A 13,958-nucleotide genomic window follows, 5' to 3' on the forward strand; every position below is an offset into this window, starting at 1 on the left:
GTTCAGGCAGGAGGCTCGTCCAGCACGGCGCGCAGCAGTTGATCGAGGTGCTGGATGTCGGGCGCGCCCGCCAGCGGCCGGTTGGAGACCTGGTCGAGGTACGCCTGCAGGGCCTGGAACGCGGGCCCGGTGTCCAGGCCCGACTGTCGAACCAGTTGCAGCAAGGCCTGGTTGGAGCGGCGCTTGTGCTCCCCGGCCGTGATGGCCATCGCCAGCCATCCCTTGCGCTCGAACATCGGCGTGCCACTGCCGGTGCGGGTGGCCACGCGGTACAGGTATCCCGAGCGCAACTGCTGGCTCTGCGGGTGCCTCAAATCAGCCACCAAGCCCTGCAGTTGTTCCCGAGCGCCGGCCACCACAGGCGCATCCTGTGAGACCGACGGCGGGTGCGACAGGGCCAGAGGACGAAGAAGGGTGAAGGGCATGGCCGAACTTGGTCGAGGTGTAACGGTGGCTCAAAAGGTCAAAACATCCGTGAACTCCAGCGCCCAGGGACCCGCGGTTTGAACCGCCCTCGGGTGGCGCACAGCACCACCAGAGCCCGCAGGCTCCAGGCCGATCAAGAATACCCGCGCACTGCGCACCACGGGGTGCCTGGGCCACGGTCGCCGGCGAATTGCAATGTTTTGACAGGTTGGGAACACCGGCTCGTCCTGGGATGTTCACCGCATAAATTGATAAATATGAATGTCGGATTTGGTCGTAATTGGTCGAAATCCGATGATGAAAATGAGATAAAGTTATTGTTATCATTTTTATATTGCACAAATAGCCATTTTTGAGGCGCCGTCGAGGGCACAGGCCCTGGCTTTCTCGGAGCATCCGGTGTGCCCCCCCCGTTCCTGACCTTCTGCCTGACACCCTCGCTGCGCCGCGGGCTGATGCTGGCCGCCCTGGCCACCGGCCTGGGCCTGCTTGGGTTCGAATGCTCGGCCCAGGCACTGGCTGAACAGGCCCCTGCGCTGTCGCCGCGCCCTTTGGGCCCGGCCCTGGCGGTCGACATGCCGGCCTGGCGGGATGCCCTGCTGGGTGCCCAGGTCATGGCCTTGCTGCTGGCCCTGGTGTCCTTCGTCAAAACACGGCAGCGGGTGTATGCCGGGCTGCTGGGGTACCTGGCGGTGTCGGCCCTGCTGGCCTTCTCTCTCCCGGCCGCCAAGCAGGACGCCGCGGTGTGGCAGGCGCTGCAAGCGCTGCAATGGGTTGCAGCGCTTCAACTGGGCCTGCGGTTGCCGGGCCTGCCATGGCCCGCCCACCAGCGTCATGGATTGCAGGCGCTGATGGCCCTGCCCCTGGCCGTGGCCGCACTGGCCTGGCATCCACCCTGGCAAGCCTGGAGTGCCGCCGTGCTGCCGTGGCTGGAGGCCGCGCTGGCGGGCGGCTTGCTGGCCCTGAGTGCACGCCGCGCGCTGCAGGCAGAACAGGCCAGTTGGGGCAAATTGGCCGCCTGGGCGTTGCTGTTGCTGGCCTTGCAAGTGGCCGACCGCTTGTTTGCTTGGGCGCCCGCTGACCTGGCATGGTGGTCTCACCACAACGCCACGCTGAGCCTTGCCCTGCAGCTGCTGGGGGTGATGGCCTGCTTTGCGCACCGGCAAGTCTTGAGTTCGCAGCTTGACCGCGATCGCCTGAGCGACCAGTTGGAGGCCCACGTCGAGCGGCTCAAGCGAGAGGAACTGGGGCAATTTCTGATCATGTTCGGGCACGAGGTGCGCACCCCGTTGGCAGTGATCGATTCGGCCACCCAGACTCTGGAGATGCTGCCCGGGGCAGACTCACCGCTGCTGCGGCAACGCCACCAGCGCATCCGCTCGGCCGTGAAGCGGCTGGACAGCCTGGCCAACGAAGCCCTCAGCCGCGAGCGGCGCGAGACGGTGCGCCAGGCGGTCCGGATGCGCCCGGTGAACTGGGCCGAACTGCTGACCGAACTGCTGGCCATGCACAGCAGCGCCTTGATCCTGCCAGAGCTGAGCGATGGGCTGGAGCTGCCCGTGACCATCGGTGACTGTGCCGACGGGCGCTTGCGCCTGGAGCTCCCGCAGGGCTGGCCCGCCCTGATGGCCGATGCCGAGCTGCTGCACTTTGCATTGAGCAACCTGCTCGACAACGCACGCAAATATGGGCACGCCCACACCACGGTGACCCTGCGCCTGGAAAGCGGTCCGGGCCAGGACCATGAAAGCCATCTGCGCCTGGTGCGCTGCAGTGTGACCAGCGAAGGCCCGGCCCTGACGCGCTCCGAGCTGGCCCAGGTGTTCCAGAAATACTGGCGCCGCCATGCCAGCGGGCCGGTGGGCGGTGCCGGTCTGGGCCTGCACCTGGTGCAGACGATCGCCAGCCTGCACCGCGGCCGGGTAGAAGCACAAAGCCTGGCGGGCAACCGCACCTGCTTCACCCTGATCTTCCAAGGCACCGAGGAAGCTGCGCGCAGCCCTGCCGCCGCCCCGGCGCTGGGCCTGGGCGAGGCGCTGGCCTCGTTGCAGGCCGCCTGAGACCGTCACCATGAGCCAGACCCCCTCCCCTTGCACGGCCCGCGTCGTGTTGGTCGAAGACAACGACGAACTGCGCGATGACCTGCTCTACCAGTTGCGACACATGGGCTTCAAGGTGCACGGCGTGGGTGAAGCCCAGGCGCTGGACGCCTGGCTGGCCCACGAGGAAGCAGACATCCTGGTGCTGGACGTGAACCTGCCGGGCGAAAGCGGCTACTCGATCGCCCGACGCCTGGTGGACCGTCAACGCCGGGGCATCATCATGCTGACGGCCAGCGATGGGATCGATGACAAGCTGCGCGGCTTCGAGCAAGGCGCCGACCTGTACCTGGTCAAGCCCGTGGACCGGCGCGAGCTGGCGGCCTACATCCAGGCACTTTACGCCCGGGTGGCGCCCACCCCGCCACAGGAAGGCGGGGCCCAGGACTGGCGCTTGAACCTGGACAAGCGCGTGCTGTTGAGCCCGGACGGGCGCAGCCTGTCACTGACGCCGCAGGACCAGTGCGTCTGGCTGCCCTTGCTGGAGCACAGCGCCAGCACAGTGGGCCGTGAAGCCCTGATCGCCGCCCTGAACATCGATTTTCTGGACTTTCCAGAAGGTCGGATCAACACCGTGATGAGCCGGCTGCGCCAGAAGTTGGCAAGTTTCGACCCCGATCTGCGCATCGTCACCTGGCGCAACCACGGCTACTCGTATGTCGGCCCGGCCGTGGAGCGGCGCTCGGGCCCGCCCTGAAGCCGTCTCAGAAGGCCCCAGCAGGCCGTCCTGCAGCAACACCCCATTTGCCAATCCATAGAAAGGTCAGGCCATGAAATTCACACTTCCCCCATCGATCCCGCTCGGTCGGCGCTCAGCCGCCGGTGCACTGGCCTGTCTGTTGAGCCTGAACGCCGCCTGGGCCGCCCCGGTGCCGGTGCGCCAGACGGCGACGGGGCAAGTCAGCGGCGTGGAGCGCAATGGTGCCTGGGAGTACCGTGGCATTCCCTACGCGGCGGCGCCGATGGGCGCTTTGCGATGGGCCCTGCCCCAGGCGCCGGCAGCCTGGGACGGGGTGCGTGATGGCAGCCAGTTCGGCCCGGCCTGCCCGCAACAGGCGCGCTTCAACCTGACCGAAGGCAGCACAGCCGAAGACTGCCTGAGCGTGAACGTGAGCACACCGCCCAACACCCATGCCGGTGCCAAGTTGCCGGTGATGGTGTGGATCCATGGTGGTGCGTTCGTGGGCGGGTCTTCCAATCTGTACCGCCTGGACAAGCTGGCCCGCGAAGGCCGCATGGTGGTGGTGTCGATGAACTACCGGCTGGGTGTGTTCGGCTTCATGCCGCACCCGGCCCTGGACGACGGCGCCCAGCACAACGGCAACTACGGGCTGGAAGACCAGCGCATGGCTCTGGCCTGGGTACAGCGCAACATCGCGGCCTTTGGCGGCGACCCGAAGCGCGTGACAGTGGCCGGCGAATCGGCTGGGGCGGGCTCGGTGTGCATGCACCTGGCCAGCAGCGAGAAGGTCAAGGGCCTGTTCCAGCAGGCCATTTTGCAAAGCGCGGGCTGCCTGCAGCCCATGAAGACCGTGACCGAGGCACAGGCCGTTGGCGTGGCCATTGCCGAGGCCCTGGACTGCCGCGGCAACCAGGCCGAGGCGGCCCAGTGCCTGCGGGGTCAGAGCGTGGAAGCCTTGCTGACCCAACAAGGGCACTACGCCGAGCAGCACCCTGGTGATTTCATCCCGTTCGCGCCCGTGGTCGGCAACCCTGCACAGCCCAATGCGACCGTGCCCCGCAGCACCCGCGAGGCGCTGGACCAGGGCCACTTCTCGCGGGTGCCGCTGTTGATGGGCGGGACGCGCCATGAGATCCGGCTCTACGAGGGGTACTTCTGGCAGGCAGCACAGGGCGGCCACGGGCTGCCGCTGGACGAGGCCAATCTGCCCACCTGGCTGGCACTGAACTACGGCAAAGACAAGGTGGATGCGGTGATGAAAGAGTACCGGCCCGAAGGCGGCTGGCCCACCACCCAGGCCTTGCGCGAAGCGCTGGGCCGGCTGGCTTCGGACTACTCGCCCCAGATCGGCATCAACAACTGCCTGTACCTGCACACCTCGGACGTGATCCGTCAGAAGCGCGCCACCCAGGCACACCCGGCGCCGGTCTTCCAGTTCGAGTTTGCCGATGAGAACGCGCCGGTGCTGGGGGTGGGCATCTCGGCGCCCTACCCAGATTTTGCGATGGGCTCGGTGCATTCGAGCGAACTCAACTACCTGTTCCCCAAGCTGTCGAACAAGGCCAGCATCAATGGGCCCGAGCTGACGCTGGAATCGCGCGGGCTGTCGGACCAGATGGTGCGCCAGTGGGCCGGCTTCGTGCACCGTGGCCAACCCAATGGCGCCGGCCTGCCCCATTGGCCGCGCTACCGCGGTGGCGCCTCGGTGATGCTGCTGGTGCCCGGCAGCTCCGTGGCCTACAACGCCGATGAACAGCACCGCTGCAGCGCGTTCTGGCAGCAGCACTTTCAACTGCCCTGAGCGCCATCGTGATGCCGCTGCAGCGCCGCCGACCCGATCGCCTGAGGCACCGCCTGCAGGCGTACTTTCGCCACGAGTTCCGGCGTGAGTTGCGAGGCTGGTGGCAGTTGCTGCGCTACTACGGTTGGAGCGTGCCGCTGACGCTGCTGGCCCTGATCGCGTTTCTGGCCTATCTGGACCCCTTGCCGCCCTCGAAGATCGTCCTGGGCACCGGGCAGCGGGGGTCTTCGTATTACCTGCTGTCTGAAAAGTTCGCCGACTTTTTCAAGTCGTATGGGGTAGAGGTGGAGTTGCTGCCCACCCAGGGGCTGGACGAGGGCCTGCACGCGCTGGTCGACGACGAGGCCCGCGTGAACGCCAGCTTCATCACGGCCGGCACCAGTGGCCAGGACCCGCCCGCCGGCATGGTGTCGCTGGGGAGCCTGAAGTACTCGCCCGTGTGGCTGTTCTACCGCGGCGCAGCCCCCGAACCGGACCACCCGCTGCAAGACCTGCTGCAACGCCGCATGGCCATCGGCATGCAAGGCACGAACACCCGCCTGTTCCTGAACCGCATGCTGAAGCTGCAGGGCACCTCCCTGAGTCCGGGGCCCCAGCGGTTCGAGATTCCCCACGAGGAAGCGGCCGACCGCTTTGCCCGCGGCCAATTGGACGCGGTGTTCATCGTGGACGGCATCGACTCCCCCACGGTGCAAAAGCTGCTGAAGGTGCCCGACCGGCAGATCGTGGAGTTCAAGCTGGCCCCGGCCTTCGTGAAGCGCATGCCCTACCTGGACCTGGTCACCCTGCCGCGCGGGGCCATCGACCTGGAGCATGTCTACCCCCCACAAGACCTGACCTTGCTGGCGACCTCGGTCACGCTGGTGGTGGAGAGCAAGACGCACCCGGCCCTGCAGTGGCTGTTTTTGCGTGCGGCCGCCAGCATCAGCCGCAATCGCGGCGATTTTTTTGCCAAGCCGGGCTACTTTCCGAAATACGTGGACCAACGCGTGCCCCTGAGCCCAGTGGGCGAACGCTACTTTTCGGGTGGCCTGCCCATGGTGTTCGACTACCTGCCCAACACCCTGGCAAGCCTGGTCGAAGGCACCTGGGGCACCTTGTTTGCGGTGATGGTGGTGGCCTGGCCGCTGCTCATGCAGCTGATCACCTGGCGCCAGCTGCCCACAGAGACCCGCATGACCGTGTACTGGTACACGGTGCACCGGCTGGCCCGTGACGTGCACGAGGCCCGCACCGCCCCCGAACTGGGCTGGGTGCTGGAGCAACTGGATGAACTGGAGACCGACATGCAGGCGCATTGGACCGAAACCGGCAAGATCTCCGACCTGTTCGACCTGCAAACCACCCTGTCCGAACTGCGTGAACAGGCCCGGCAAACCCAACAGGCGCTGAACGACCCATCCAGCGCCGGTCACTCAACCGATGAACCTCACTGAGCCCGCGCCTAGGTGAAAACGCCCCCTGCGCCCTCACCCGGCCTTCTGATGCACTGACTGGCCGGCCCCTCGGGGCCAGGGGCTGCCCGCTTCGGCTTCATCGACCTCGATCAGCGCAGTGAAGGCATAGCCCTGAGCGTGCACCGTGCTGATGGGCAGCATGCCACCGGTCTGGTCTTTGACCTTGCTGCGCAGCCGGCGCACCAGGATTTCAAGGCGGCGCAGGTCATAGTCCAGCGGGTTTTGCTTGAGGGCCCGCACGATCTCGGCACGGCCCACCACCTGACCCGGGGTTTTCGCAAGCGCGCAAAGCAGTTCCTGCTCAGAGTGGGTCAGGTCGATGGCCAGCCCCTGAGGCGAGATCAACCGCCAGTTGAGCGGGCTGAGCACCCAGCGCGGTGCGCGTTCGACGGGCTTGTGCAGGCGTCGCGCCAGGTTGTGGGTCAGGGAAGCCAGTTCTTCGAGCGACACGGGTTTGACCAGGTAGCCGTCGGCGCCGGTGCGCAGGCCCGCCACCCTTTGCTCGGTACTGCCCCGGGCGCTGCAAATGATCACCCCTTTGTCGCGAAGGTCACGTCCCTGCGCCAGCCATTCGAGGCCATCGCCATCAGGCAGGCCCAGGTCAAGCACCAGGATGTCGAAGGGGTGCCGCTCGACCCAGCGCTGGGCCGACTTCAGATCGGCCACACCATCGGCCAGGCAGCCTTCCATTTCAAGGTAGGTGACCATGGCCTCACGCAGATCCGCTTCGTCTTCGACGATCAACACTCGGCAGGATGGCTTGTCTTTGTTCATGCGCTGCAGACCTCGGATTCAGCGGGGGATGGGGACGACGACTTCAACACGGGCAGCCAGACGGTGAAGCAACTGCCGTGCCCCACCTCACTGCGGAGCTCGATCTGGCCGCCATGCACCTCGACCACGCGTTGTACCAGCGGCAAGCCCAGGCCCATGCCCCGGATCGGCCCCTCTGGCGCCACGCGAAAGAACTCGTCGAAGATGTCGGCATGCAGTTCAGGGGCGATGCCCATGCCCTGGTCAAGCACCGAAAACCCACCAAAGCCGGGTTTGGCACAGGTTTCAAGTGTGATCTGACTGCCTTCGGGCGAGTACTTGCCGGCATTGTCCAACAGGTTGGACAGCACCATCTCCAACAGTGAGGCATCGGCCAGCACCGCCGGCACGTCAGGGGCCCACCGCGTGCGCAAGAGGTGGTTGCTCACCCAATGGGGATTGAGTTCAAGCAGGTGCTGCAGCCACGGCGTCAGCACCAGCGGGGCTGGTGCAAGGTGTTGTAGGGCGTGGCCCAGGCGATCGGTGAGCATCCAGCGCTCGAACATCATGGCCAGGCGGCGCGTGGCACTGGCGATGATGGTGAGGCGCTTTTCGGTCTGATCGCGGCCGAGTTCGCGCTCCTTGCGCATCAGGCTGGCCTGGCTGTCGATGATGCCCAGGGGGTTGCGAAACTCGTGCGAAATCATCGAACCGAAGCGAACGTATTGCTGGATCAAGGCCTGCTCTTTGCGCAGGGCGACTTCGAGCTGAATGGTTCGCTCCTGAACCGCGCGTTCCAGTTGGTCTTCGGACACCCGCAGGGCCGCGAGCATCTGCCTGTGGGATTGCAAGGCCTCGTCCTGGGCCCGGGTGCGGGCTGCGCGCTCCTGATGAATGAGATCGGCCAGGGCGAAGGCCAGCAAAAGCATCTCAAAAGCGGAGGAAATCTGCAGCGCATACGAGGTGAGTCCATTGGTGGGCAGCCAGCTGAAGGCCCGCAAGGTGGCCACCAACATGCCCAACGAAAGACAGCACCACGCCAGGATGAAGAAACGCGCCGAGGCATGCCCACGGCGCAAAGCCAACCAACCGATGCCAAACGACGAGGCCCCAAGCATCAGGCCATCGGCCATCATGCCAAGGTTCAACCAGCGCACGGGCATGTCGGGCCAGAACATGCATGCGAAGAAGCCCAGGCTCAATATCCCGAAGCCGCCGCCACAGATTTTCAACAGCCTGTCGCAGCGGGGCAAACGCGTTTGGGTCTGCAGAAACTCACGGGAAAACTGAACCAGGAAAACAGCGGCCAGGGCCAGCAGCAGGTTCTGGCTGAATTCATCAAAATGAGCCGCGTCCGGCCACAGGACCATGCGCCCATAGCCATTGCCGGCAAAAATGCCCAGACCAAAAGTCGCGGCATACAGCGAATAAAACAAAAACCGGCGGTCATGCAGGGAGAGGTACAGAAAAAGGTTGTAGCTCAACAGCGCCAGCAGTCCGCCGTAGTACAAAAATTGCAGAATCAGCGTGTTTTGACGCTCGACTTGAAAGCGCTCGGCTTGCCATAAATACAAAGGCAGGGTCAATGCGTAATTGGATTGCACCCGCAGATAGACCTGAACAGGCTCCGGCCCGAGGTGCACTGGAAAAACAAAAAAATGGTCGGGATAGGCACGACTGCTCATGGGATGCTGGCTGCCGGTGCGCCAGGGCGGTCGGCCCGGCACCCAGACATCCAGGTGGTCCAGCGAGGCATAGGGCACCTCGAGCAGGTAATCTGATGTCGCCCCGGCGGGAGCGGCCAGGTTCAGGCGCACCCAGTAAGTCGAAGCCGTGAAGCCGAAGTTCAGGTCGCCCACAGGGTGGGGCACGGGTTGAAACCTGGCACGGACCTCGGGACGATCGAGATCGGGCCAATCGAGTTGGCCCTCCGGGTCCTCCAGCACCTCGGCGGCGGCGGCCAGACTGAGGCTCCGGGCACCGAAGTCGGGCGCCATCTCAAGTGCCCAGCCCCTGACCGTCATGACCAGCAAACAAGCCAGGATCAGACACCGGAAACCATCCGAAAGCGCCCTTGGACGAAGGATCTGAAGTCGATTCAGCAACAACCACGGCATGGAAAAACCTTGAGATTCGAGGAGGGCGGTCTTGCAACGCGCCGCATGCGGCTTGACCTTGCGGTGTGGATGGTAGCGCTGCGGCAGCGCCACTCCAAGGTCAACGCCCGCCCAGACACTCCAACTCAAACAAAGGCAGATCGGCCTGGCGGCTCAGCCAGACGCCACCACCCAACTCGACAAAGCCCTCCTGCAGGCCGCGTCGGTACAGCGCGGCGCGGTGACGGAACAGGCGGGCGTCGGTCAGGTCTTCGTCGATGATGTCGCGCTCATAGTCCTCACGGGCCACGGCCTCCACGTAGAGTGCGCCCTTGCACAGCCGGGCCAGATTGCGCAGCGCCAGGGTCAGATCGGCGGGGCTCAGGTAGGGCAACACGCCCTGGCAGATCACCAGATCAAAGGGCTGCGCGCTGGCGTAATCGACCACCGAACCCTTTTGCCATCCATAGCGCTGGCACAGGTAGTCGCTGTACTCCACGCCCTGGTAACTGGCGCCCGGAAAGTGGCGTGCGATGGCCTCGCGCCACAGGCCGATGCCGCAGCCCACATCAAGCACCCGGTGCACCGGTACCCGCAGGTACTGCAGGTAATGGCAGACAAAGGCCCCCAGACGCTCGGCATGACCGGCGTCCACCACACGGGTCTTCTTGTCAAAGTAAAAGCGCTGGTAATACGCCTCGTCAAACCACTGCTCACTGGCTGATTGCACAACGGATCCTTGTCACCAAAACCCCCAACCGCTGGGGGAGCCGGGAGTATGGCGCAGCGCCGCCCAGGTGAGGGCACGGCGGCTTGCAGTTTTTGACTTTCAAATTCAAATACGAATCATTCTCATACAATTCAGACTCTGACATCACCACCAGCCCAGCGGCCTGACCCATGCCCATCCTGAAACGCCCCAGGCGCAATGCCCTGTCCATCCTGCTTTTCACAACCCTGGCCCTGCCCGGCGCCCGAGCCCAAACGGCGCAGCCCCCGCGCGAAGGCGAACCCGAAGCCGCGCTGAAGACCGTGACCGTACAGCAGGCCCGCGCCGACGGGTTTGTGCCCGAAACCGTGGAGGCCGGCACCTTCCGGGGCGCCTCGGTGATGGAGGTGCCCTCCACCGTCAACGTGGTCACCCGCGAGGTGCTGGAGCTGCAAGGGGCCAGCGGCCTGTACGACGCCCTGCGCAACACCGCCGGCGTGACGCGCCAGCAAAACGGTGGCGAGACCTGGGATCAGTTGGTGATCCGCGGCATGCCGGTGGAAAACCGCACCAACTACCGCCTCAATGGCTCGATGCCGATCATGAACTTTGCGCAGATCCCCATGGAGGACAAGGAGCGCGTCGAGGTGCTCAAGGGCGCCTCGGCGCTGTACTACGGCTTCACCTCGCCGGCAGGCGTGGTCAACTTTGTCACCAAGCGGGCCGGGGCCCAGCCGGTGAACTCGGTCGGCATCACGCTGGACAACCAGGGCCGGGCCATCGCCAGCGCCGAGATGGCGCGCCGCTTCGGCAGCGAGCAAGAGTTCGGTCTGCGCCTGAACGCAGCCGGCGGCTCGCTGGGCTCTTACCTGGAGAACACCGGCAAGGGCCAGCGGCGGTTTGCCTCGGCAGCACTGGATTGGCGGGTCAACAGCCGCCTGAAGCTGCAGGCCGACCTGTCTTATGACAAGCGCCAGACCAACGAACAGATCGGCATCAACCTGCCCACGGCCGTGAACGGCACGATCACCCTGCCGCACCCGGTGGATGCGCGCAAATTGGTGGCGCCCGCCAACACCGCGTTCGACACCGAGTCGAGCCTGGCGCAGTTGCGGGCTGACTACGCCCTCAGCGACCAATGGGCGCTGACGCTGGAGGCTGGCCATTCGCAAACCCTGCGCGACCGCAACCTGGCGATCTTCCGCTTCAACGACCAGGCCTCGATTGCCACCGGCGCCGGGCGCATCACCGGCAACAGCCAGCACCTGGCCGTGGGCTCAGACCTGCTGCGCGCCGAGCTGTTCGGCAGCGTGCAAGCCCTGGGCCTGCGCCATGAGCTGACCCTGGGCCTGAGCCGCACCGACAAAACACAAGACCCGGTCTACCAGCGCAGCTACAGCGTGGCGTCGCAAAACCTGTACAGCCCGGTACCGCTCACCAGCGTGGTCTGGGGCTCTTTACCCACCAGCCCCACCACCGCCGGGCTCAAGACCAGCGACACCGGGCTGTACGCCGTGGACCGCATCGAACTGCGCCCCGGCTGGCAGGTGATCGCGGGCCTGCGCCATACCCGCTACCGCAGCGAGCAGGGCACGGCCCTGTACGACGTGGCCAAAACCACCCCGATGGCCGCGCTGATCCACCAGATCACCCCGCAGGTCTCGGCCTACGCCAGCTACGCTCAGGGCCTTGAAGAAGGCGAGGCAGGCCCCACTGGAACGGTGAACCAGAACGTGCGCCTGGCCCCCGGCGTGAGCCGCCAGCAGGAGCTGGGCGTGCGCTGGCAGCGCCCGGCCGGCCTGCTGCTGTCGGCCGCGGTGTTCGACATCCGCCGGCCCGGCTACTACACCAACAGCAGCAACGTGTATGTGGCCGACGGCCAGCAGCGCTACCAGGGCCTGGAGCTGGCCGCTCAGGGGCCGCTCACACGTCAGTGGTCCTGGCAGGGCTCGGCCCAGTGGCTGGACCCGCGCTTTCAGCATGTGAGCAGCGCCTATGAAGGCAAGCTGCCCGAGAACGCCTCACGCCAGACGCTGAGCAACTTCGTGTCGTACAACGTACCCGCCCTGCCGGGCCTGTCGCTCAACGCCGGGGCCTATACCACCGGGCGCCGGCCGGTGAACGACCTGAACCAGGCCTGGCTGCCCGGCGTGACCCTGTACAGCCTGGGTGCCCGCTATGTGGACCGCACCCTGGGCCAACGCAGCACCTGGCAGGTCAACCTCGACAACGCAGCCGACAAACAGTACTGGGCCGCCGGTGGCACCCGCCTTGCCGCGGGTGCACCGCGCACATTGAAGGCCTCGTTGAAGGTGGAGTTCTGATCTGTCGACACAGGCCCGAAGGCATCGCCAGGCTCAGACCCTGCGCCCCTGCGCATCCACCACGGCCTGACCGTCTTCCTTGGTGAAGGCGGCCTGCTGGGGCTGAGGCAACAGATCCAGCACCCACTCGGAGGGCCGGCACAGGCGTGTGCCCAGGGGGCTGACCACGATGGGTCGGTTGATCAGGATGGGGTGGGCCAGCATGGCGTCCACCAGTTGGGCGTCGCTGATGCCGGGGGCATCCAGGCCCAGCTCCTTGAACACAGCCTCCTTGGTGCGCACCAGCTCGATCACCGGCTGGCCCGTGGCGGCGATCAGGGCCAGCAGTTGCGCGCGATCAGGTGGCGTCTTGAGGTAAAGGATGACCTCGGGCTCGACGCCGCTGTTGCGGATCATGGCCAGGGTGTTGCGCGAGGTTCCGCACGAGGGGTTGTGGTAAATGGTGATGTTGCTCATGGGCGGTATTGTTTCAAACTTGGGTGAAGCTGGGATGGCAGCGGTGCACAAGCCCGCCCGGCGCCTGAACAAATTCAGCCCCGTCTGCCTGGCAGGCCGCTCCGGCGTCCACAATCGCCTCCCATGAACCTGCGATTCGTCGAAGCTTTTCACTGGGCCGCCTCGCTCAAAAGCATCACCCGTGCGGCCGAAAAGCTGCACATCACGCAATCGGCCATGTCCAACCGCATTGCCTCGCTGGAGGAAGAGCTCGGCGTGGTGCTGCTGGACCGGCGCGAGAAGCAGTTCCGGCTCACGGTGGCCGGACAGCGATTCCAGCTGCATGCCCAACGCCTGCTGGAGCTGCAGCGCCAGGTCAAACAGGAGCTGGGCTCGGGCAGTGGCGGGCCGATGGCGCTGCGCATCGGGGCCATCGAATCGGTGGTCCACAGCTGGCTGCCGGGCTGGTTGCAGGAGGTGCGCCAGCAGCACCCCGACTTCGAGCTGGAGCTGACGGTGGAAACCTCGCCCGTGCTGGTCGACCAGATCCGGCGCGGCGCACAAGACCTGGTGTTCACCTCGATCGCGGGCAGCGACAGCGAGGTGCACACCCGGCTGATGCCGGCCATGGAGATGGTCTTCGTCGGCCACAAGGCGCTGCACGCGCAGGCACGCTACACGCTGGCCGACCTGGCGCAGCACGATCTGATCACCTTTCAGCGCGGCTCTCAGCCCCACCAGAGCCTGCTGCAGCGCTTTCAGGAGGCGGGTCTGCCGGCCCCGCGCATCCATGCGATCTCATCGATTTCGGCGATGGTGCAACTGGTAGAAGGGGGTTTTGGCATTGCCACCCTGCCCCGCGCCGCCACCCGCCACCTGTCGAGTCGCCTGTTGCTGCGCATCCTGCGCTCGGAGGTGACCTTGGCGCCCCTGCCCATCCACGCCAGCTACCGCGCCGACCCCGGCTCGGGGGTGGCCGAATCGGTGCTCGAATCGGCACAAGCCTACGTAGGCCGCACCAAGCCGGTACGCCGCAGCCGCGCCGGCGCCTGAAATGCACCAGCCTGGCGCACCGGGCCCCTGGGGTAAGTCCTGATGGCCTTGGCACGCATTTCGCAATATCGAGAATTCTCTCGGCGTCATCGATTTTTTCGATGACAAACACAGCAAATTTTG

At 65.6% G+C, this 13,958-nt stretch carries 11 protein-coding genes; 6 read left to right on the forward strand and 5 right to left on the reverse strand.

What is annotated here, in order from left to right; all coding sequences use genetic code 11:
- Positions 1 to 2: 2 nt before the first annotated feature.
- The gene (locus AC07VS_RS13130) at positions 3 to 425 is read right to left on the reverse strand and encodes a hypothetical protein (protein WP_492347682.1); all 423 of its coding nucleotides are present in this window, start codon (positions 423 to 425) and stop codon (positions 3 to 5) included.
- A gap of 402 nt (positions 426 to 827) precedes the next feature.
- Here AC07VS_RS13130 and AC07VS_RS13135 point away from each other — a divergent pair, with 402 nt between their 5' ends.
- The 4 genes from AC07VS_RS13135 (at position 828) to AC07VS_RS13150 (ending at position 6,444) form a co-directional block, all read left to right on the forward strand.
- Positions 828 to 2,486, forward strand: a complete 1,659-nt coding sequence (locus AC07VS_RS13135; RefSeq protein ID WP_494751151.1) for a sensor histidine kinase — start codon at positions 828 to 830, stop codon at positions 2,484 to 2,486.
- A gap of 10 nt (positions 2,487 to 2,496) precedes the next feature.
- A complete protein-coding gene (locus tag AC07VS_RS13140) occupies positions 2,497 to 3,222 on the forward strand; it encodes a response regulator transcription factor (protein WP_492347680.1) in 726 nt (241 codons plus the stop codon).
- A 73-nt stretch (positions 3,223 to 3,295) separates the two neighbouring features.
- On the forward strand, positions 3,296 to 5,008 hold the full coding sequence (locus AC07VS_RS13145; protein ID WP_492347679.1) for a carboxylesterase/lipase family protein: 1,713 nt from the start codon (positions 3,296 to 3,298) through the stop codon (positions 5,006 to 5,008).
- A gap of 11 nt (positions 5,009 to 5,019) precedes the next feature.
- Positions 5,020 to 6,444, forward strand: coding sequence for a TAXI family TRAP transporter solute-binding subunit (locus AC07VS_RS13150; protein WP_494751152.1), 1,425 nt, complete (start codon positions 5,020 to 5,022; stop codon positions 6,442 to 6,444).
- A gap of 33 nt (positions 6,445 to 6,477) precedes the next feature.
- On the opposite strand, the gene AC07VS_RS13155 is transcribed toward AC07VS_RS13150, so the two are convergent.
- From AC07VS_RS13155 to AC07VS_RS13165, 3 genes are all read right to left on the reverse strand, one after another.
- On the reverse strand, positions 6,478 to 7,239 hold the full coding sequence (locus AC07VS_RS13155; RefSeq protein ID WP_494751153.1) for a response regulator transcription factor: 762 nt from the start codon (positions 7,237 to 7,239) through the stop codon (positions 6,478 to 6,480).
- Positions 7,236 to 9,215 carry a sensor histidine kinase gene (locus AC07VS_RS13160; protein WP_492347676.1) on the reverse strand — a complete coding sequence of 660 codons (1,980 nt, stop codon included), beginning with the start codon at positions 9,213 to 9,215 and terminating at the stop codon, positions 7,236 to 7,238. The genes AC07VS_RS13155 and AC07VS_RS13160 overlap by 4 nt, the downstream gene beginning before the upstream one ends.
- A gap of 220 nt (positions 9,216 to 9,435) precedes the next feature.
- The gene (locus AC07VS_RS13165; RefSeq protein ID WP_494657166.1) at positions 9,436 to 10,044 is read right to left on the reverse strand and encodes a class I SAM-dependent methyltransferase; all 609 of its coding nucleotides are present in this window, start codon (positions 10,042 to 10,044) and stop codon (positions 9,436 to 9,438) included.
- Positions 10,045 to 10,214: 170 nt separating this feature from the next.
- On the opposite strand from AC07VS_RS13165, the gene AC07VS_RS13170 reads away from it, so the two are divergent.
- On the forward strand, positions 10,215 to 12,347 hold the full coding sequence (locus AC07VS_RS13170; protein ID WP_492347674.1) for a TonB-dependent siderophore receptor: 2,133 nt from the start codon (positions 10,215 to 10,217) through the stop codon (positions 12,345 to 12,347).
- Positions 12,348 to 12,380: 33 nt separating this feature from the next.
- On the opposite strand, the gene arsC is transcribed toward AC07VS_RS13170, so the two are convergent.
- Positions 12,381 to 12,803 carry an arsenate reductase (glutaredoxin) gene (gene arsC, locus AC07VS_RS13175; RefSeq protein WP_492347673.1) on the reverse strand — a complete coding sequence of 141 codons (423 nt, stop codon included), beginning with the start codon at positions 12,801 to 12,803 and terminating at the stop codon, positions 12,381 to 12,383.
- Positions 12,804 to 12,926: 123 nt separating this feature from the next.
- On the opposite strand from arsC, the gene AC07VS_RS13180 reads away from it, so the two are divergent.
- Complete coding sequence (locus AC07VS_RS13180; RefSeq protein WP_492347672.1) at positions 12,927 to 13,835, forward strand: LysR family transcriptional regulator; 909 nt, start codon at positions 12,927 to 12,929, stop codon at positions 13,833 to 13,835.
- Positions 13,836 to 13,958: the final 123 nt, after the last annotated feature.

The organism is Curvibacter sp. GW821-FHT01G03, assembly GCF_059422285.1.

What these genes read in the sequence shown, in the direction of transcription:
- AC07VS_RS13180 (WP_492347672.1), top strand. Translation starts at nt 12,927, where the DNA reads ATGAACCTGCGATTCGTCGAAGCTTTTCACTGGGCCGCCTCGCTCAAA.
- AC07VS_RS13155 (WP_494751153.1), bottom strand. Translation starts at nt 7,239, where the DNA reads ATGAACAAAGACAAGCCATCCTGCCGAGTGTTGATCGTCGAAGACGAA.
- AC07VS_RS13140 (WP_492347680.1), top strand. Translation starts at nt 2,497, where the DNA reads ATGAGCCAGACCCCCTCCCCTTGCACGGCCCGCGTCGTGTTGGTCGAA.
- AC07VS_RS13145 (WP_492347679.1), top strand. Translation starts at nt 3,296, where the DNA reads ATGAAATTCACACTTCCCCCATCGATCCCGCTCGGTCGGCGCTCAGCC.
- AC07VS_RS13150 (WP_494751152.1), top strand. Translation starts at nt 5,020, where the DNA reads ATGCCGCTGCAGCGCCGCCGACCCGATCGCCTGAGGCACCGCCTGCAG.
- AC07VS_RS13160 (WP_492347676.1), bottom strand. Translation starts at nt 9,215, where the DNA reads ATGGCGCCCGACTTCGGTGCCCGGAGCCTCAGTCTGGCCGCCGCCGCC.
- arsC (WP_492347673.1), bottom strand. Translation starts at nt 12,803, where the DNA reads ATGAGCAACATCACCATTTACCACAACCCCTCGTGCGGAACCTCGCGC.
- AC07VS_RS13130 (WP_492347682.1), bottom strand. Translation starts at nt 425, where the DNA reads ATGCCCTTCACCCTTCTTCGTCCTCTGGCCCTGTCGCACCCGCCGTCG.
- AC07VS_RS13170 (WP_492347674.1), top strand. Translation starts at nt 10,215, where the DNA reads ATGCCCATCCTGAAACGCCCCAGGCGCAATGCCCTGTCCATCCTGCTT.